This is a genomic window from Verrucomicrobiia bacterium, from assembly GCA_019634625.1.
Classification (GTDB): domain Bacteria; phylum Verrucomicrobiota; class Verrucomicrobiia; order Limisphaerales; family CAIMTB01; genus CAIMTB01.
Window position 1 is genome coordinate 99848 of sequence record JAHCBA010000015.1, and the last position, 21320, is coordinate 121167.

Annotated in this window: 10 protein-coding genes; all 10 read right to left on the reverse strand. The window is 67.0% G+C overall.

Annotated features, from left to right (window positions below; genetic code table 11):
• Positions 1-55: 55 nt before the first annotated feature.
• The 10 genes from KF833_11145 to KF833_11190 all read right to left on the reverse strand — a co-directional run bounded on the left by KF833_11145 (position 56) and on the right by KF833_11190 (position 20868).
• Positions 56-1180 (reverse strand): carboxypeptidase regulatory-like domain-containing protein, encoded by a 1125-nt coding sequence (locus tag KF833_11145; protein ID MBX3745852.1) that lies wholly within the window; start codon positions 1178-1180, stop codon positions 56-58.
• Between the two features lie 209 nt (positions 1181-1389).
• Positions 1390-10653, reverse strand: coding sequence for a DUF11 domain-containing protein (locus KF833_11150; GenBank protein ID MBX3745853.1), 9264 nt, complete (start codon positions 10651-10653; stop codon positions 1390-1392).
• A gap of 60 nt (positions 10654-10713) precedes the next feature.
• Complete coding sequence (locus KF833_11155; GenBank protein ID MBX3745854.1) at positions 10714-13149, reverse strand: cadherin repeat domain-containing protein; 2436 nt, start codon at positions 13147-13149, stop codon at positions 10714-10716.
• A 122-nt stretch (positions 13150-13271) separates the two neighbouring features.
• Entirely contained in the window at positions 13272-13820 is a 549-nt protein-coding gene (locus tag KF833_11160) for a hypothetical protein (protein ID MBX3745855.1), read from the reverse strand.
• A 223-nt stretch (positions 13821-14043) separates the two neighbouring features.
• Positions 14044-14997 (reverse strand): type II secretion system protein, encoded by a 954-nt coding sequence (locus KF833_11165; GenBank protein ID MBX3745856.1) that lies wholly within the window; start codon positions 14995-14997, stop codon positions 14044-14046.
• Positions 14994-16091 carry a hypothetical protein gene (locus tag KF833_11170; GenBank protein MBX3745857.1) on the reverse strand — a complete coding sequence of 366 codons (1098 nt, stop codon included), beginning with the start codon at positions 16089-16091 and terminating at the stop codon, positions 14994-14996. Before KF833_11170 ends, KF833_11165 begins: the two co-directional genes overlap by 4 nt.
• Positions 16088-18892: a protein kinase gene (locus KF833_11175; GenBank protein ID MBX3745858.1), complete on the reverse strand. Its 2805-nt coding sequence runs from the start codon at positions 18890-18892 to the stop codon at positions 16088-16090. The genes KF833_11170 and KF833_11175 overlap by 4 nt, the downstream gene beginning before the upstream one ends.
• Before the next feature lie 41 nt (positions 18893-18933).
• Complete coding sequence (locus KF833_11180) at positions 18934-19710, reverse strand: hypothetical protein (GenBank protein MBX3745859.1); 777 nt, start codon at positions 19708-19710, stop codon at positions 18934-18936.
• 25 nt (positions 19711-19735) lie between these two features.
• Entirely contained in the window at positions 19736-20338 is a 603-nt protein-coding gene (locus KF833_11185) for a hypothetical protein (GenBank protein ID MBX3745860.1), read from the reverse strand.
• Positions 20335-20868, reverse strand: coding sequence for a hypothetical protein (locus tag KF833_11190; GenBank protein ID MBX3745861.1), 534 nt, complete (start codon positions 20866-20868; stop codon positions 20335-20337). Before KF833_11190 ends, KF833_11185 begins: the two co-directional genes overlap by 4 nt.
• Positions 20869-21320 lie beyond the last annotated feature (452 nt).

The window sequence follows — 21320 nt, forward strand, 5'->3', positions numbered from 1 at the left end:
CTCCGAGGGACGGTGCGCCCCGACCCAGCGCCTTCGCCGGTTCGTTTTTCCTCCCTCACCTCGACCGCAATCGGAAGAACACTGCTTCGCTGGTTCCCGGCAGTTCGACCGACATCATGGCGCCCTCAAGCACCGCCTCCCTGGCCACAGGATTGAACGGCCCACTGACCTGTGTTGCCGACTCCGTCACGAATCCCGGGCCACACACGGACGCTGGCCAGCGAAGGCGCACCCCCTCGCCGGTACGCACCCATTCGATCGTCGGCACCTCAACAGGTTTCGGGATCAGCAGCACCTCCGGCAACGAACTCACCGCGGGCACCTCCAGCACGCGATCCGGGACAGGCTCGTGACAGTCGCTGCGAACGTGGAGCGTGTAAGTCCCTGCGGTCAGGTTCGTGAACGCAAACCCTCCCTCGCCATCCGTCGACAATTCCAACGTCGTGTCGCCCGGACCCGTCAGCGTGATGGTCACACCCACCCCCGGCGTTCCCGAGACACCCCCGGTGCGGACGGTGCCCCGAACTTCGAAGCGGGACGGCGCGGGCCCCGGATCCACCCCGCTGAACCGGCTCAATTCCCACCCGCCATTCTCGAACCCGCTGAAGGCCAGCCGCACCGGCCCGATGCCCGGGGCCAGGTGCCACTCCTCGACATCGCCGAAGTCATCCAGCCGGAGAACCAGACAGTTCTGGAAGGTCCCTGCCGGCGTCGTGACGGTCGCCGTGGTCGAGATGACCGTGTACTCCGACTCGAAGTACGGGTCCCATAGGAAGTAGCGTTCCCCAACCCTGGGGTTCGCGGGCAGATAGAGCACATCGGCCTCATGATACTCGCCCGTCAGCCCGTCGTGGGTCCGCAACTGCCAGACGTTCCCGTCCGTGTCCTGAGCCAGCCAGGAGAGCTGGTCCGCGTCGATCGATCGCCTTGAGCGCGCCTTGAGGCAGGCCACCCCGTCCACCGTCTCAACCGCCAGCGCCTCCATGGAAAGCCCGATGCCCCGCGCATCCCCGAAGCCGGTGAACGTCAGCGACGTCCCGACCCGCCAGGCGCCGTAGGGGTGGGTCAACATTGCGGAGTTCGGACCGAAAGTGGCGGCAGACGCCGTCCAGACGGCCCCCAGCCCGAGGGCGACCAGGCTTGATCGCAGTTTACCAGTGAGTGTGTGGATGCGTTTCATGGCAATGGTCGATGATGAGTGACTGCACCGGGATCGCAAAATCGTCGGAGACATGAGCGGGCTCCTTTGCTGCACAGCGGGGTATCCATGGGCTGGATGTCCCGATGTCCGTCGCGGATCCCGCCCCACCCCGGGCCAACCGAGCGAAACAACACGGATCTGCGGAAGCTCATCGAAGGATCCCGCCGGATCCACCGCCTTGCAGCCTTTCACTCGCCCCCTCCCGTCACGTGGCGCGCCCGGTAAAAGCCCGCGGCCGTGCCCGGCTCGGCGACGATCGGGATCCACGTCGTCTCCACCTCGCTCCGGAACTCACCGACAGTCCGCCACGGACTCCCCTCCCCGATGAGCGCCTCAGCGCGCTCGATGAGATACCGCCACCCGACTGGACCCCGCACGCCCAACCGCATGCCGCCCCCGACGTCCCGCGTCACCAGCAGTTCGATTCCCCCGACCTCCACCTCCCACCGGGCCAGGTTGGTCTCGTCGAAATACTCGTTGTTCCCACGCACCGATACCTGGCTTGTCGCCAGGCCCGGCCGCGAAACCCTCCCGATCACCCGGATCTCGTTCACCGATGACCTGGCAAGGTGTCCCATGTGGAAGACCAGTGTCCCACCGCGCCACTCGAGACGGCCCTGCCGGTACTCCGCATGCAGGAATTCCACGTTCGGCGGGAGTTCGTGGGTCACGACGACGCCCACGCCCTCGCACTCCCCACCGTGGCGCACGGTCACCGTATAGGCGATTTCGTCCCCGGCCCGCACCACTCCGGATGGCCCGTCCATTTCCACCGCCAGACTCAACGCCCCGCACTCCAGACACCGGATCAGCCAGCAGACCGCGTTCTGAAACAGCGCCTTCCGATTGAACTGCCCCGCCGGATCGTCCCCGCGCGCCACCAGGAAGTGCTGCCGCACCGTTCGCGTCTGTCCGTAGTCCACCTCCTGAAACCCCGGATGAATCACCAGCACTTCCGACTCCCCGGCGCGCCCCAGGGTCTCCGACTCGGGATCGACATTGGTCACCACCTCCAGGCCGCCGGGATGCTCGATCCACTCCTCCAACACCCCGAAGTGCCCGTGACGGATGGCCTCATACTCGACCGAACTGTCAAGGATGATCCGGCCCGCGCCCGTGCGACCCTGCACCGGCCCGGCCTGCACCAGGGACTGCCACGCCACCCGGGCACTGCCCGTGAGCGCCTCACCCGATGACCCCAACCGCTCCCCGATCAGATACAGCGGCATGCCCTCAGCGTGCAGGCGGGCGAACAACTCGGCCTGAACTCCGGTGAGGCCGGGTTCGCCAAGATCGTTCCAGATCACCAGCCGGAAGGGACGCAACGCCTCGAAATCCGCCGTCGCCTCGTCAAACACCACCGGACACAACCCCATGTCCCACAGGTACGCCTCCATCAATTCGATCTCCGAACCCTCCCCGTTCCCGACAATCGCCACGTCTCCCGCGAGAGGCCGCACCACCACACATACCGGTTCCGATACCGTCATCGCGCCGTCCCGACAGTACGCCACCGCAGTGAAGCAGTAGTCCCCAACCGGCACTTCCTCCCAATCGACCGCGAATGGGCTGGACCGGACAACGGCCAGTGGCATCGACCCCACATGGAACTCGACCCGTTCGATCCGGTCGGCGTCGCCGTCCCCCGGCGTGGCCGCCAGGTGAAGCGTCGAGCCCGGCGCATAGCAGGCCCGATCCCGCGGCGCCACCACGGTCAGAAACCGGGGACACTCCGTCCCGCCTCCGCCCGTGCGGTCGTCGTCCACGATGGTCCCCAACCCCCGGTCGATCCGGAACGTGGCGTGGCTCGCCCGGACGAGCCGCACTTCGAACCGCTCGTCCTCCTCCTCGAGGGTGTCTCCCAGGACCTCGACCCGGATCTGCGCTCCCGTCTCTCCCGGTCGAAACCGGAGCGTCCCGGACGTCGCCCGATAGTCCAGGCCCGCCGTCGCACTGGTCGGCCCGGGCGGCAGGTCGGCGGTCGCATAATCCACGGTCACTTCAAAGCCGCTCGGTCCCGACAACCGAACCGAAAACACGGCGTCCGTCATTCCCTCGTCCCCTTCGATGACGCTGACGGAATCCACCGACAACTCGGGGGGCGGATCGTCATCCACAATCGTCCCCACCGCCTGCACCCGGCCCGGCATCGCGCCCTCCCACTCCAACAACTCCACATGAAACGTCTCGTCGGGCTCATCCAACCGGTCCCCAATGATCTCCACCGGAAGGGTCGCCGTAGTCCGCAGCGGCTCGAACCGCAACGTTCCCGCGGCAGCCCGATAGTCGAGCCCCGCCAAAGCCGACCCGTTCCCTGTGCGGTAGCGCACCGACACGGGAAAACTGCTCGGATTGCTCAAGGCGACACCGAAGGCCGCCACCGTCGTCCCTTCATCCCCCTCGGGCACCCGGACATCGGCCACTTCCAGCGTCGGCATCGGGTCGTCATTCACGATCGTCCCCACGGCGCGGTCCCGGCCGAACCGCGCGTTGCGCACCTCGCTCAACCGCACCTCGAACGTCTCGTCGTGCTCGTACACCCGGTCCCCCAGCACCGGCACCGACACCGTCCGCAGCACCTCGCCCGGCTCGAACAACACCGCCCCCGCCCGCGCCAGGTAATCCTCCCCGGCCCGTGCCGTCCCATCCGCGGTGCTGTAGTCGGCCCGCACGGTGAAGCGGTTGGGCGCCGTCAACCGGACCTCGAAGACCGCGTTGGTCGTGCCGTGATCGCCCTCAAGCACCCGCGCATCGGCGATCGACACGACACCCGGATCCTCGTCGGTGATGGTCACCCTTCCCACCGGCCGGATCAGACTCGCATGCTCGGGCTCGGACAGGTCCACGAAGAACCACTCGATGCCCTCATCGAAGGTGTTCCCGCTCACCACCACCTCCACCCGTCCTCGTGTCTCCCCCGCCGGCATCTCGACCACGCCGGCCCGCGTCTCGTAATCCGTCCCCGAACTCGCCGTCCCGTCCCGCGTCGCATACCGCACCCGAACGTCCCGCTCGCCCGGTGACGACAACGTCACCTCAAGGATCGCCACCGCGGCCCCTTCTCGCCCCACGTTCACCTCGACGTCCCCGATCGACAGCCCCGGCGGATCGTCATCCAGAATCGTCGCCGTCCCCCGCCCCCTGGCCACCGCCGCCCCCTCGGACCGGCTCAACTGCACCTGGAAGAATTCCGTGGGCTCGTCTTCCGCATCGTCCAGAACTTCGATCGACAACCGCAATTCGGTGGTCCCCGACGGAAACCGCAGCGTGCCCGACGCCGGAACATAGTCCCTTCCGGCCACCGCCGTGCCATCGAGCGTCGCGTAGTCCACTGTCACCTCCCGCCCGGAAGGGGGATGCAACCGCACCGTGAAGACCGCCCGGGCGCCAGGTCCCTCGGTGACGGTCACATCGTTGATGGACAGGCCAGGCGGCGGGTCCACCCGGTTGGCGATGACCACCAGGTTGTTGCCGGGCACCGGATCGGCCGTCCCCGACTGCACCTGCCCGAGGTAGATCAGGTTCCCAAGGCGCACCGGTTCGACCTCCAGCGCCATGGCGACGCTCTCGCCCGCCCGCAGCAACGGAATCGAAACGACCACATCCCGGTTCGTAACCGTCACTTCTCCCGCCGGACTGGTTGCCGCCACCAACGGCACGCCGTCAGGAAGCCGGTGCAGCACCTGCACCCGCTCGGCCTCGCCCGGACCGAGATTCTCCAGGACCAGGGCGTACGTCAGCAGACCCCCAAGCGTCACCGGCTCCGGCGTGCCGTTCCCCGTCAGCCGCAGGTCCGCCTGCGTGCAGCAGGTCCATTGCCCGCCCGACTCCCGCCCCAAAACCAGTTCATACGGCAATGCCCCCAGGGAACGGTCGCCGTCCGCCACCTCCAGCCACAGCGTCAGGCGTTCCCCGCATCCGCCCATCGCCTGAAGCGTGAAGGGCCGGCTCACCGCCCCCCCGCCCACCCCGACCCCGCCGTACGACTGCGCCCCAGAAAGGACGGTCACCCGCCCGGTATCCCGCAGGCGCGCCGTCAGGTTGCCGATCGGACCCAACCCCCGATTCACCAACGCCAACTGCAACGTCACGGTCTCGCCCGGGTCCACCGCGCCGTTGGCAGGCACGCATTCCTCCGCCATCAGCGCCCAGCCCGCCGCCTCGGGACGACCCAGGTAGTCGTCGTTGACGATCGTTCCGGTCCCCTGGCTCACCGCCAGGACCGCATTCACCGGATCGCTGAGCCGCACATGGAAGATCTCATCCAGTTCGGGCAGGTCGTCGCCATGCACCGTCACCGCAATCCGCTGTTCGGTGGTCCCCGGCGCCCATTCAAGCTGCCCCGAGGTCAGCACATAGTCGCTCCCGGCCACCGCCGTCCCGTTGGCCGTCGTGTACGTGACCCCGACCGCACGACGGCTGGGCACCGTCAACCGGACCGTGAACACCGCCTGCGTCGTCGTCCCCGACCGACCTTCGACCACCCGCACATCGTCGATTGTGATCGAGGGCACGATCCCGTCGAAATCCAGGATCGTTCCGGTGGCGTTCGTGCGGCTCAGGGTCGCGTTCTCCGGCCGGCTCAACACCAGGTGGAAGGTCTCGTCCGGTTCCGTCACCGTGTCCCCCAGCACCCCCACCCGGATCTGGGCCTCCGTCTGTCCCGCTTCGATCATCAACACCCCGGAGGTCGCCTCATAATCCAGCCCGGCAATGGCTGTGCCGTTGGCCGTTGCATAGGCCACCGACACCCGCCGGCCGATCGGAACCTCCAGGCGCAATGGGAAAACCGCCTCCGTCCGACCCCCGTCCGGCGGTTCCTCCACCGTGACATCCTCAACCGTCAACGCGGGCACATCGTCATCCAGGATCGTGCCCGTCCCGATGCCGCGCCCCTCGGCGATGACCGCGTTGACGGGATCCCTCAGCACAACCCGGAAGGTCTCGTCCGCCTCCACCAGCCGATCTCCCAGCACCGGCACCATCACCGTCGCGGTCGTCGTTCCCGGCGCGAAGGTCAGCGGCCCCTGTGTGCGAACATAGTCCACACCCGCCATCGCCGTGCCGTCCGCCGTCTCGTAATCCACCGTGACCGTCCGCCCGCTGCCCGGCTGCAACCAGACTGTGAATACCGCGTTCGTGGTCCCGGTGTCCCCTTCCCGCACCGCCACATCCCCGATCGACAGCCCCGTCGGCGCCAGCACCCGTGTCGCCACCACCGCCACGTTGTCGTTCGGGTTCGGATCGTTCTCGACGCTTCCCACCCGGAAGATCGCGATGCGATCCCCGGGACTTTCCGGCACCCCCACCACGATCACCTGGGCCCCTTCCCCGGGTTCGATCCGCCCCAACGCGCAACGCAACAGATCCCCCTCCAGCTCGCATCCCCCCTGCGTCGCCTCGAACGAAATCAGCCGCACGCCGGCCGGAATCCGATTCGTCAGCCCCACCGCCGTCGCCGGAAGCGGCCCGCGATTCGCCACCTCGGCCACATACGTCAGCGGTTGTCCGACCTCCACGGTCTCCGGCACACCGGGCACCGCGACGCCGACATCCGCCGTCCGGCAACACACCCATCGCCCGCCCACCAGGGTCCCCAGGGTCAGCCGGAACACCACGTTCGTCAGCGGCACGGTCCCCTCCCTCAACTCCATCCGCGCCTCCACCACCCCGCCGCACTCCCCGTCCACCCGCAGCGTGAACGGCCGCGACACTTCCGGCCCGCGCGCCTCCAACCTCCCGAATGGCTGCGGCCCGCTGATCGGCGTGACCCCTCCCCCTTCCACCAGGCGCCCGATCAGATTCGTCGTCGGGATGCTCCCCACATTCGCCAGCGCGAAGTTCACCGTCACGGTCTCCCCCGGATCGATCGCCCCATTCGCCGGAAGACAATCCTCGACGATCACCGACGTTCGTACCGGCACCACGACCACCACCAGATCGTCATCCACGATCGTCCCGATCCCCTGCTGCCGCCCCAGCGTCGCCCGCACCGGATCGCTCAACCGCACGAAGAACATCTCGTTCGGCTCCGGAATGTCGTCTCCCAACACCGTGACGGTCACCGGCAGGGCCACAGTCCCCGCCGGAAACGTCAGCAGCCCCGTTGCCCTCCGATAGTCCTCCCCTTCGGTCGCCGTGCCGTCCGCCGTCTCGTACCGCACTGTCACCGTCTCGCAACTCGCCGCCGAAAGCCGCACCGTGAACACCGCCGGTGTCGTCGTCCCGGCCGGTCCTTCGATCACCGTGACGTCGTCGATGAACAATTGCCCGCTGTCGTCGTCCCGGATCGTTCCCGTGCCGCGCGCCCGTGCCACCCCGGCGTTCACCGCGCCGCTCAAGTCCACATAAAACCGCTCGTCCGCCTCGACCCGGCAGTCGCCGATCACGGGAACCACGACGGTCCCGACCGTCGTTCCCGGCGCAAACTCGAGCTCGCCGCTTCGCGCCTCATAATCCTCGCCCGCCGTCGCCGTGCCATCGGCCGTCGCGTACCGCACCGTGACGGTCCGGCTGTTCGCCACCGAAAGACTCACCCGAAAGACCGCCTGCGTCGTTCCGGAATCCCCTTCGGTCACCGTCACATCCTCGATCGAAATCTCGCACACATCGTCGTCTTCGATCGTCCCCACCGCGCGCTCCCGCTGCAAACCCGCCTCCGATGGGTTCCGCAGGCTCACCAGGAACGTCTCGTCCGGCTCCGCCACCCGATCCCCAATGACCTTCACCGTCACTGGCTTGCTCGTTTCGCCCGGACTGAAGCTCAACGTGCCCGACGCAGCGATGTAATCGTTCCCCGCCCGCGCCGTGCCATCCGCCGTCTCATAGGACACCGTCACCGGCCGCCCGCTTGCCTCCGTCAATCCCACCGTGAACACCGCATCCCGCGTCCCGGTGTGTCCCTCGACCACCCGGACATCCCCGATCGTCAGTCGTGGCGGGTCGTCGTCGTTCCGGATCTCCCCGGTCGCCCGGCCCGCTCCCGCCCCGATCCGCCCGTTCTCCGGCTGGCTCAACGTCACGAAGAACGTCTCGTCGAACTCGTACCGCCGATCCCCAACGACCGGGACCGTCACCGCCCCCGTCGTCTGACCCGGCTCGAAGGTCAATCGCCCCACCCGCGCCTGGTAGTCGTTGTCCCCCGTTCGCGCCGTGCCGTCCGAGGTCGCATACCCCACCGACACCCGCCGCCCGCTGGGCCGCGACAAGCTCACGGGAAACACCGCGTTCCGCGGCCCGCTGTGCCCCTCGTCCAGCGACACCCCGGCGATCGAGATTTCCGGCGGCTCGTCATCGTCCAGAATCGTCCCCGTCGCCACCCCCCTCTGAATCAACGCCTGCGTCGGCTCGCTCAACGTCACCCGGAAAGTCTCGTCGTCCTCGTCCAGCAGGTCGTCCATCACCGGCACCCGGATCTCCCTCTCGGTCGTCCCCACCGGGAACTCCAGAATCCCCGAAACCGCCCCGTAATCCACTCCCGCCCTCGCCGTCCCGTCCGACGTCGCATACCGCACCGTGACGATCTCCTTCGCCGCCGGTGCCAGCACCACCCGGAAGACCGCCTCGCCCGGCCCGCCGCTCCCTTCGACCACCGTCGTATCGAACACCGAAAACGCCGGATACGGATCGTCGTTCCGAATCGTCCCGATCCCCTGCGACCTCCCGATCCTCGCCCCCACCGGATCGCTCAATTGCACCACGAACGTCTCGTCCGGCTCCGGCAGATCGTCCCCGATCACCACCACCACGACCTCCCGTTCCGTCTGACCCGGCTCGAAGATCAACGACCCCGACGCCGCCCGGAAATCCACCCCCAGGGTCGCCGAACCGCCCACCGCCAAATACTCCACCTTGATCGCCAGCGAACTCGGCCGCGACAACCCCACCCGAAACACCGCATTCGTCGTCGTCCCCGCCGCGCCCTCGAACAACGTCACATCCCCGATCTCCAGCACCCGCCATTCGTCGTCATCCAGGATCGTCCCCACCGCCTCCAACCGCCCCGGTACCGCATGCGTCAGGCCGCTCAACGTCACCCGGAATGTCTCGTCTGCCTCAATCGCCACATCCCCGATCACCGGCACCGTCACCCGCCCCACCCGCTCCCCCGCCGGCAACGTCAACAGCCCCGACCGCGCCACGTAATCGCTCCCCGCCGTCGCCGTCCCGTCCGAGGTCGCATATCGCGCCGTCACCGTCCGACCGCTGACCGCCGACAACGACACCTCGAACACCGCGTCCACCAGCCCGACGTCCCCCTCGACCACCGAAACGTCCTGGATCGAAAGCGTCGGCGTCGGATCGTCGTCCCGGATGGTCCCGATCGCCTCGCCCACCGACACCACCGCATCCACCGCCCCACTCAGCGTCACCCGGAACGTCTCGTCGTCCTCGTCCATCACATCCCCGATCACCGACACCGGGATGTGCACCAACCCGACGCCCGGAGGGAACACCAGCGTTCCCGCCGCCGCCACATAGTCCACGCCCGCCGTGGCCGTGATGTCCGACGTCGCGTACTCGACCGTCACCGCCACGCTGCTCGCCGGCACCAGCGTCACCGGGAACAACGCCGTTCGCATCCCCACGTTCCCCTCCTCGACCGACACCGGACCGATCGCCAGCCGGTTCGGAAACGCCGCCGGCGTGAACAGGTCGTCCACCGTCACCGTCAGCGACCCCGCCTCCTGGTCCACATTCCGCGCCCCGGAGTTCTGCAACCCGATCCGGTTCACCGACAGACTCCGCCCCTGCGGCAGCAACGCCGAGGAAAACCCCACCAGATTCGTGAACCCCGCCCCGTCCAGGATCTCCACCGTCAATGTTCGCAACCCCGACTTGTACCGTCCCACCGCCAGATACTCCCGTGCCAACTCCAGCGGCACCGCCGCCCCACCTGACTGGAACTCCCCCTGCTCGATCGTCGCATTCGCCACCAAGCGCCCCTCCGCCGTGGACACCACCATCGTCAGCCCATCCCCGAAATCCCCCAGCGACCGGTCCGTCATCAACCCGAAGAACCCCGCCGGCGAAAACCGGTCGTCCACCTCCTCCACCCGGAACCGCACCGAGAAACTCGCATCCACCCCATCCGTCACCGCGCCGAACGGCCGCGACAGATAGAACGCCGCATCCCGATCCACATCCAGCACCGCCCGCAGCCGCCCCTCCGCCGCATCATGCTCAAACCCCGACTCCGTCCCCCCCACCCGCATCTCGAACCGCCCCGAAGCCACCGGGTCGTTTGAAAAGTCCTCAGCCACCGCACCCCCTGCCGGACTCCCCGCAAACACCAGCGCCGCGAGAATGCTTCTCCTCGCCCGGTGGGTTCCCTCCACCCATCCGCTCAGGCAAACCCCAAGCATGCGGCTCTCACGGAGGCACCAGGGCACGGAGGAGAAGATCCCCTGAAGACCCTCAATCCCGCGCCCGGATTGTGTCTTGCCCATCATCTCCGTGTCTCCGTGTCTCCGTGGGAAACCGTCCCTTGAATCATCCATGGATCTCGCCTTTTACGGGATCTGGACCGCCCGATAGAACCGCGACGGTCCTTCATCGGCCGCCAACGTCATGCACCCGAGTGCCCCCGCCGCGACCGACAGTTCTCCAATGCGAGTCCATTGCGTCAGGTTGGGTTGAGCATGGAACGCCGGCGCCCATTCGATGGCGTACTTCCCGGCCGTCGCGCCCCCCGCAAGGCAGAACTCCAACCCTCCGCCCGGAGCCTTCCCGACCCTCAGCGAGAAGTCGCCGATCCGCCAACCCTCTCCCGGTCCCGCCACGAAGCTGGCCATGCCGCTCATCGGCGGCTGCCCATTGTCCGTCACCCGCACGGTGATCGTGTGCTCACGACCCGCCTGCTCCTCCGTCGGCGTCCACGAGAACAATCCCGTCTGCGGTTGGATGCTCGCGCCGGCTGGTGCGCCGTCCCCCAGTCCGAAGGTGAAGGCCTGAAGAACCGGCCGGTCCAGATCGAACGCCGTCACCGTGAACACCAATGGCACCCCGGCCGCAATCGTCTGCCGCGGAATCGGGTCGATCTGCGGTGGCTGATTGACCTCGTTGACCCGCACTTCAAACGTCCTGAAATCCAAGGGAGTGAGCGTGTTGTTCGGATCCACCGCCTCGACGGTGACCGTGTAGGTCCCGGGTCCATGCTCCTCGCCCGGAATCCAGGTCACCACACCCAGATCCACCTGCATCCCGTCCGGGGCATCGCTTCCCAGACGCACCTCCGGAACCGGGGCGGCCAACGAGAGCGGTACGGTCATCAAAGCCCCTTCGTCCACCACCTGGTTCGCGATCCGGTCCAGGTAGCCGCTCCGAATGCTCACCTCGTCGATGTACCAGCCGGGGGCGGTATTGTGAGTGCGGCCCGAGTTCCAACGGGTGTGAAGATAGAACCCGATCTGCACCGTCCTGCCGGCGTAGGATGTCAGTGGGTAACCTGCCGGACTCCATCCCTCGCCACTACTACCCCGGATCTCCCCGCTCAAGTCGCGCCAGGCCCCCCCAACTTCTCTGATCTGGACCTTCCCGTAGTCGCCGCCTTCGACAGGCTGCTCAGCGGCGTTGCGTTGCAACTCCACATAGAACCCATGGAAGTGCCAGAAGCTCAAACGAGGTTCCAAACTCCCTGGCGGCACCAGGAACGTAGGCGAGATCAGATGGGAGGCCGTGTTATCCCAATAGTCGGCAGCTACACGGGTTCCCATGACGCTCCGCCCCCGATACGCCCCCCGGGGACCGAAACCAAGCGGCACGACGCCAATCTCCCACGAGCCGAACTCGGCAGACCAGTCTCCCGGACCCTCCTCGAAGCCCTCGGGATTCCGAAAGGCGATCGGCCCACGGACCAACGAAACCTCGTCGAGATACCATCCGGGTGCGGTGGTGAGACTACGCCCGGAGTTCCAGTGGGCCTGGAAGTTGAATCCGACCTGAACGCGTTTGCCGGCAAAGCCCCCCAGGGCAACCGAGACCGGGCTCCAAGCGCCCGAACTGTTTCCACGAATCTCCCCGCCCAGGTTCTGCCACGCCCCGCCCACCTCCCGAATCTGAAGGCGTCCATAATCCCCCCCCTCGATAGGCTGCTCAGCAGCGTTGCGTTGAAGCTCCACATGGAACTCGAACCAATGCCAGAACCGTAACCGCGGATTCTCGTCGGCATCGGGCACGGTGAACTCCGGAGTCATCAGCCGTGACTGGGCGTTGTCCTGATAGTTGGCGGCCAATCGCGTTCCCATGACATTGGCGCCCCGAAACGCGCGGCGGGGCCCGAAGCTGGCCGGGAGCGGGCCGACCTCCCAGCTCCCATACTCGGCGGACCAATCCCCCACGCCGTTCTCGAAACCCTCCACGCCCTCGCCGAACTCGATCGGCCCACGGACCAGTGAAACTTCATCGAGATACCAGCCAGGTGCCTCGGTCAGGGCTCGCGCCGAATTCCATCTCGTATGAAGATGGAAGCCAATCTGAACACGTCGGCCCGCAAAGGCCGCGAGTCCGACGGACACGGGACTCCAAGCGCCCGAACTGCTTCCACGAATCTCCCCTCCCAGATTCTGCCACGCTCCACCCACCTCACGGATCTGAAGGCGCCCGTAATCCCCCCCTTCGACAGGCTGCTCAGCGGCGTTGCGTTGGAGCTCCACATGGAATTCGAACCAGTGCCAGAACCGCAGCCGCGGATTCTCCGACGCCTCGGGCACCAGAAACGAATGCGTGATCAGTCGCGAGTTCACGTTGTCAGAATAGTTCCCGCCGAGGTTCGTGGCGGCGCAACGGGTTCCCTCCTTCGCTCGCCCCGGTCCGCTGGTGGGCACCCCGGCCTGCCAGACCCCACCCTCGACAAACCAGTCCTCCCATACCTGGTCCGACTCGAAGTCCTCGTGCCACACCACCGTGGGCGCAGCGTGAACGGCCGGGCCGCGAAGCAAGCATGCCACGGTAACCAGCATGAGCAGGCACGTGGGGAACGCCCGGCCTCGGGCAGACGGGCTTCGAAGGAGCGGGGTGAGGTGCGACGGTTTCATGTCAGGAACTGTGCTGGGGTGGGGAGAGAAACTCGTCAGCGGTTGGCCAGCGTCGCCTCGGTGAGCTGCTCCAGCTTCGCACGACACAGCGCGGCGGCCTGGATCGCCCGCAGGGCGAGCGATTTCGTCTCGCGCCTGTCCCGGATCATCTGGCCATAGGGGACGTCGGTGTAGGCGTGTCCACCCGCGATCGCCGCCAGGAAGTGAATGCCAAGGTCCGCCACGAACGCTCCGGCAAGCGCATTGCCCTGCTGCCGCGCTTCGCCGTCGACATGGGCGGTGGCCTCGATGGCCACGCCCCGATCGAGCAGCGCCAAAACGAGGTTCGTGTCCCCCGCTTCGGCCGCCCGGTGCAAGGGCGTCGCACCGACGGAATCCCGGCGCTCAAGGTGGCGGCCCCGCTCGATCAGGGCCTTCGCCCTGGCGTGGTCCTTGCGCACGATGGCGCCGTGAAGCGGCGGATGCGTCGCGCAGCCGCCTGTCACCACGGCAAGCGCCACGAGGACCAGCACGCATGCGGCGAGCGGTTTGAGGGAGGAGCCGGCGGCAACCGCGAACCGCGACAGGGAGGGAAGGGTGTTCATGGCTTTCATCAACACACTCCGCCGCGCCGCGGCTCGAGGTTACGGCCGACGTGAAAATGGCGCGCCCGGTCTCGAAACCCGCCCCAATGGCCCCAGGTCCGACACCAGCCCGCCGCCCCACACGCAACGCCCGAACCTCCGTGCATATGCACGAAGTTTCGATCGTATCTCCCGCCCTCATCGAACCCTGCGCCATCGGGGACCCAACGTCCCGCGCGCTCTCTCACCACGCCTCCTCGTGCGGTTGATGGTCGTTGTTCCATTGGCGGCGGGCGCCGGGGGTGGGGGCGGCCCAGGCGGAGCGCTTGGCGAAGGCGGTGTGGCCATCGACGAAGAGCATGATTGCCCCGTCCCGATGCCAGTTGCCGATCCCGGGCCGGCCGAGCCTCGGGACGTCATGGGGAAATGCGACGTGGAGAAGGTCGCGATACGCGGGCGGGTCGTCCGGATCCAGACCGATGACGATCGCTGCGTCGCTGTCGCCAAAGGCGATCATCTCGGACGGCGCGACGACGCGGGTCTCCGGCATGGCAAGGTAGGTGCCACCCGTGTCGGACCAGACATAGTCGCCGCCCAGTCCGAGGTTGTGATCGGTCGTCCTTCGCCGCGCGGCTCCAAGATGGTTGTACCCGTAGTGCGGGTGGATGCGGCTCCCCGGGAACTTGAAGAGAGTCACATGTTCCCACGCGGCGGTGATCCGTTGGGGACACTGGAGCAGCGAGTCGCCGACAGCCTCCCTCAGCGGTCGCTGCCAGCTCCCCAAAGCGCGTCCGGTGGTGGCGAGTGGAAACGCGCCGGCGTCGTCCACGTAGAGGCGCAGGGCGATACCGAGTTGGCGAAGATTGTTTGTGCAATGAGCCGCCCTGGCCTTGGCGCGAGCGATGCCCAGCACGGGCAGAAGCAACCCGGCAAGGATCCCGATGATCGCGATCACCACCAGCAGTTCCACCAGGGTGAAACCGGATGCGGTGCATCCGCGAGTTGTCGGTAAGGGTGTCAGCCTCGCAAAGCTTGGCTTCGGAGGGCCGAGTTCCACGAGGCCAGGCGAGCCTGTGGAGCAAGGGGATGAGGACTCGCTCAACTCGTCCCTCCGAAATGCGGCATCGTCACCGTCAACCTGTGGATGCACGGAACCGGATGGAGCGGGACGGGGTCTCCCGGTGCGAGCGGGTTTCATGGCCGGACAAGAACGCGGAAGTAGCCTTCGGAATGCTCCGGAGGGAGGGGTGCGGTCCAGGAAGGGACGGTCGGGCTCCCGAGCACATGCCATTCGGCGTCGGAGGCTTGGGGAGCGGATTCGACCGAGTACCCGGAGGCGCCCGGCTCCGGATCCCATTGGATCAGCGCCTGGTCATTCTCGACCCGAATGCGCAGCCCGCTCACCGATTTCGGGACGTCCGGGGGTGACAGCTCGCTAGCCTCGAAGACACGCCGCAGCGTCCTGGCAAGTCCGATGCCCGGAGGCGGCACTTGTTCCTGGCCACCCGCAATGATCTCGACCGCCCTCCCGATGCCAGGGACGAGCCAGTAGTAATTCCGGAAGCGCTGCGGCGGCAAAGGCAGTCCGAAGTCCAGCTCTTGAAGCGTATAGGTGTTCAACTCGTGAACACGCAGGGCCGGGACCTCGCCGATTTCGGGCAGGACAACGGTTCCATGGGCATCGACCTCGGATTCGGAAGTGAAGGTAACCTTGACCCGCACGACGAAGACGCCGGCGTCGATAAGGTCATCCCACCTCACCGTCCGGCTCCACGACTGGCCGTAGTCGACCTGCGCCGGGATATCGACGGTGGGGGCGTCGAAGACGACCACCGGCTGGGCCGGATTGATGTCGGGAGCCTGGAACCCGAAATAGGAACGGCCCAGCCCCGGAACGATGCGGTAGTAACTCCAGCTTCTCGATCCGCCCGACTCGCGTGTCTCGCGTTGGGCATATTCCGCGACGGGGAAGCGGGCCCCCTGACCGCCGTCGTTCGAAGGCACGATGTCCGTTCGCACCACCGTCTCGCCGGTTCCCTTGGGCTCCGAGAAATCCCAGCGATGAGGGCCGCCGGGAGCACCGACCCGATCCGAGACGTCCACTTCTTCGGAGAGGTTCTGGTAAGCCCGGAAGTAGGCCCCCACCTGGCTCGGAAGATCGCTCGCCCGGAAAACGGGTTGAGCGGGTACGGGGATCGACGCGGCAACCAGGAACGCCAGACCGGCAAGGCCTGGAGCGTGGCCGGATCGCCGCAACAACGGATGGGAAGGAGAATATGGAGGGTTGTTCATGGCTCGGAGAGTTCGGGATCGGAAGCAGGCGCAATCAGTTCACGAAGTCGCAGGACGGCGGCCCCGCGCTGCGCGGTGGCCCATGAATCCTCGGGATGGCGAATCAGCCAGCGGTCGAGGCCGCGCAGCGCCCGGCTCCATGCCCCGGTCGCCAGGTCCAATCGGATCCGGGCCTGTTCGACTGCGGGATCCTCGGGATGGGCACCTTCCCAGTGCCTCAGGGCGCTGGCGGCGAGATCGTGCTCGCCCAGGGCCAGGGCCATGCCGAACCAGGCGCGGCCCTCGATCCCGGACACCTCCGGCGCGCGCAACGCGGTGCCCAGGTGGGTTCGACACGCTTCCCCCGCCGGACCGCCATCGCCCCCCTCCCGTTCCGCTATTTCGAGGTACGCCACCGCCGCCCGGTAGCGGGCCAACCGGTTCAAGCCCGGCAGAACCGACGCCGAATCCGCGGCGAGTTCGAAAAGCCCCGCCTGCATTCGAAGCAGCGCCAGCGATCTGGAACCCTCCCGGGGATGCCGCCCATCGAGGGCGTTCCCGGCGAACATCGGCAACAGCGCCTCCGGATGGTGCCGCCAGCTCTCGCGGACCGTGGCCACACTCCCTTCGACATCGCCCCACAACGGCAGGAGCAGCGCCTGAACCGCCTCGTAGGCCCGGTGCATCCCCAGCCGCAGACTCGGCAGGGCCGGCACCCGGAAATCCGACAGCGCATGGCGTCGGCCAGGGTCCCGCCGCACCGCCAACATCCCGGCGATGCTCTCCAGCAACTGCTCGAACGCCGCCGGATCGGTGAGATCTCCCCCCAGCCGCGCCTCGGGGGAATAATGCCGGGCCGCCATCTCCAGAAGCCGCAATCCCTGCCGCAACCCCGGCAGTAACTCGGCCGGCACCGCATTCGACACCGAACCCAGCAACGCCTCCCCCTCGGCCAGGCGCCCGAACAACGCCAGTTCCGAGGCCTCGAGATACGTCGCGGTGGGATCCTGCGGAAACAGCGCCTTGAACACACGCAGATGCCCGGCCAGCGCCTCGTGCTGCCCCAGCAGATGTTCAAGACCCAGACTGTGCCGATGGGCGCCGTGATGAAACGGATTCAGCTCGAGAACCCGGCGGAAGTGAGCCAGCGCCGCCGGGGTCGTCTCCGCCAGCAGACCCAACGCGAACTCCAGGTCAGCGCCGGTCAACCCGATCGACAGCGCCTCCCGAACCCGCGCCACCCCCTGCTCATGCGTGCCCGGCGAGAACAACTCGAACTCCCCAACCCGCAACAACACTTCGCCCCGCCGTTCCCCAGGATCCGTGCGCCGCATCAACCGACGCAGTTCGGCCTCCGCCCGGTCCGGTTGCGACAGGACCGTCCATGCCTCCGCCCGCCGCAATCCCAGCCGGACCGCGTCGCGATACCCCGCCGCCTCCGCCGCCGCCCAACCCTCCAGCGCCTCCTCCCAACGTCCCGTCCGCGATGCCATCTCCGCCCTCCCCAGCGCATCGTTCGCGACCGCCATCCGTCGGGCGACGTCCCTCTGCACCGCGAGCCCACGGTTCACCGCGAACCCCGCCGTCCCCACCACCACGACCAGCCCCGCCAAAAGCACCTGGCCCGCATGGCGTCGCGCCCATCGATGCAGAACGAGCAACGGACCCGGACGCCGCGCCTGCACCGGGCGCCACTCGAGCGCGGCCCGGAGATCCTCCGCCATGCCCTCCATCGACACATACCGGCGTCCCGGATCCGGATGCATGGCCCGCTCACAGATCGCCGACAGATCGCGACTGACCCCTCGACACAGCCGCCGCACCGGCTCCGGCGGCCCCGCCACAATGCGTCGCCGCAGTTCCGCCTCGTCCGGCAATCGGCCCTCCGCATCCGAATAGGGCGGTCGGCCGGTCAACAGGTGGTACAGCATCACCCCCACCGAATAGACATCCACGGTCGCACCCGGACGCCCGGCCGTACCCGACAACACCTCCGGCGGCGTGAACAGCGTGGTCACCGGCTGACCCGAACGCCGCGTGCTCCATGGGGAACCCCCGACCGACCGACCTGCCTCGGCGCGGTCCGTTTCCACTCCGGTCGCCACACCGCCCCCCGCGCCGCCGCCGGCCATTCCGTGCCCGGAGCCGGCATGGGCCGAGCCCCAGTCGATCACCCGCACGTCCCCAAACGCGCCCACCATCACATTGGAAGGTTTCAGATCCCGATGAATCACGCCACGGCTGTGCGCGTGGCCCACGATCTCGCAGACGCGCACCAACAACCGCACCGCACCCTCGAGCGTCCAGACCGCCCCATTGCCTGAGGCGACTTCCCGCCACACCCCCTCCAGCGTCGTGTCCGGCAGCCACTCGGTGGTGAAGTACAACCGCCCGTCCGGGTCCACCCCCAGGTCGAAAATCGGGAGGACCCCCGGGTGCTGCAGTTGGCTGGCGATCTGCGCCTCGGCCACAAACCGGTCCAGCGCCGCCTCCTCTTCCGGCGTCGCGCCATGCGCATGGACCCGCTTCATCGCCAGGAACCGCCGCAACTCCCGGTCCCACACCTTCACCACCCACCCCTGGCCCCCCTTCCCCAGCGACTCGATGACGTCGTACTTCCCAAAGAAGTCCTCCCGACGCCGAAACCCGGGACGTTCAGCCTGGGGCCTCATCCCGCCCTGTTCACCGGACAACCCGGACTCCTCCAACCCTTCGCCCGCCCCGCCCTCCACACCCAACGCCGTCCCAAGCAAACACCCCGGACATTCCCGGAACGGGTGGTCCGCCTCCATCTCAGTGCCGCAGGTCTCGCAGGATCTCATGATTCGATCGGGACCTCGCCGGCTTCACCGACACCGCCCCGTCACTGTCCACTCCGCAATCCGTCCCGATCGGGTAACGAAGAACTTCGGGAAAATTGCGACATCAGGTACCGGATCTCATCATCGACATCCCCGGCCCTCGGCCCGGCCAGCAGCGCCACCTCCCGGCGCAATTGCGCAGGAAAACGACTGCGAAAACGGAAGTACGCCTGCTTGAATGCCTCCTCGGAAATACCCAGCCGTCCCGCCGCCTCGGCCTGCGACAACTCACCCCGGAAATGTTCCAGCAGATAATGCGACCGCGTCGTCTGGCCCGCAGCCCGGCGGATCACCTCCAGGGCAATCTGACGGTCCAGTTCCTCGCTTGCCGCCCGTCTCAGCCGCTCCTCCGCCTCCGGGTCCCCCGGGTCAAGACCCTCCAGCGCCGTCCACACCACCTTCCCGCCCGCCTTGACGGTCTTCTCGCGCCGGACCCTCTCCTTCAGGTGATCCCACAACACGTGGGACAGGAAACTCCGGAACCGTGGCGCCTTCTCCCGGTCCGCCCGGAACAGGAACCCCTCGCGGTCCTCCCACCGCGCATGAATCCGGGTCGCGAAGAAATCCTGGGTCCAGTCGTCCGCCACCTCATGCGAGCACCCGTTCCGGCGGAGGAACGCATACACCGCCGGCCGGTACGCCTCACAGAACGCCACCAACGCCCCCCAGGCCTCCCTCCCCTCCCCCTCCTGAATCACCCTCAGAATCCGCGTCCACTGGGTGTGGGGGAAGGAGGAGCCCTGAGTGTCACCACCTGAGCCGTGAGCATCGCCTGTCATGCGCCAAAGCCCGCCTCAAGGTGAGTCATCGTCGCGGTCGCTTTGGGATCGTCTCGATCATCTTGTAGGTGGCCTGTTGAATCGCCTCTTGACTGACGAGACCAACCACCAGCATTCCGATCAGTCCCCCCTGTCCGGCACGACCGATCGCCTTGTCCCGCCACACCAGCAAACCCTCCTGCTTGTCCACGAGGATTGCCGCGAGCTCGGCATTGCCGGTGCTGCCAAAGGTGAGTTTGCGTGTGACGTCGTGGACGCTGAAGATCATGATCCAACGGGCGTCCTCCGGGCCAAGCGACTGGATAAACTGCGGCGACGGATCGATCAGTTCCTCCTCCGGATAGGTCGTGTCACCCGCCTGGCCGTCCCAGAGTTCCACGGTGTACCGCTTCTGTTTCAGGACCCGCCTCGCCTGGTTCCGGGTCCACTTGTCGATGTTGATGTCGATCCTGCTGTCAGGCCGGGCGTCCACGACCGGAGGAATCACGATCCGGTCCACTGCCCTCGCATCGAATCCCGCACTCAGATGGAGCGGCTGGCGCGGCGCCTGGCACCCTGTGCCAAGGACGACCATCGCTGCGGCCAATGATGTCCAGCAACAGCCGGATCGGATCAGATGGATGCTCATGGCACAGTCTCCTGCAATGTGGATGAATAGAGTGACTGAATGGCTTCCTGATGTTTTCGGTTTCCCGCACGCGGCACCTGACGCAGAAACACCTCGCTTCTCCACAACACCTCACCGTCCATGCACCGAATCAGGGCTGCCCGGAAGTGCGCGCTGCTCATCGGCGACGTGATGGCCCCCGAGTTCGGATCCCAGGTTCCCCGAGGCCCCACCTTGACCCGCACATGATGAACCAGCACCACGCGCCCCGGATCATGGCCAGATGCCTCTGACAACTCGGCAATGGCCCGGCCCGGCCCGCCCGGACGCAGCAACTCCACGGACCTGGCCACAAGTCCATCCCATCCCGATGCACCATCACCGGATCCCAATGTGGGAGCCTGAACCACCGCGCATCCCGCCTCCCGAAGCGATCGCATCGCCGCCTCCATCATGCTCGTTCGGACATCGGCCTCCTGGAACATGGCACCGTCCAGTACCGCCTCGGTCTCAATGTGCTCGTACCGCAATTGTGGCGGCAGAACGATCACCGACGTTCCTGCAATCGCCGAAGCAGGCGCCGTCGCTCTAGCCAGTGACACGGTCTGCGTAGTGGAGCAACCGACCACGACCAGACACGTAACGGATAGTAGAAGCAGGCCCACACCCGTCTCATTCCGCAGATCGATCGACTTGCGACCATGACGGATCCCCGCGGTTTGGGGGATGCACCGCTTCCCGGATGCCTCCACGATCTCTCCACCCGTGCGGGCCCATCCTCCACCTGACCCGCTATCCGTCCGCGCCTGTTTGTTGTCACATGGGGTTTTCACCGGAGACCTTGGGGCTTGATGCACCCTCGCAGATCCTCGATCGAAACGTCCATGCGTCAGATGACGTGATTTGTGGAGCCCGCAGCCCGGCAGCACCGCGCAACCGAGTCGATTGGCTCAGTCGGAGCCGGAAGACCTCGTCGTCTGGCGCGTGCCCTCTCTGCGGCAGG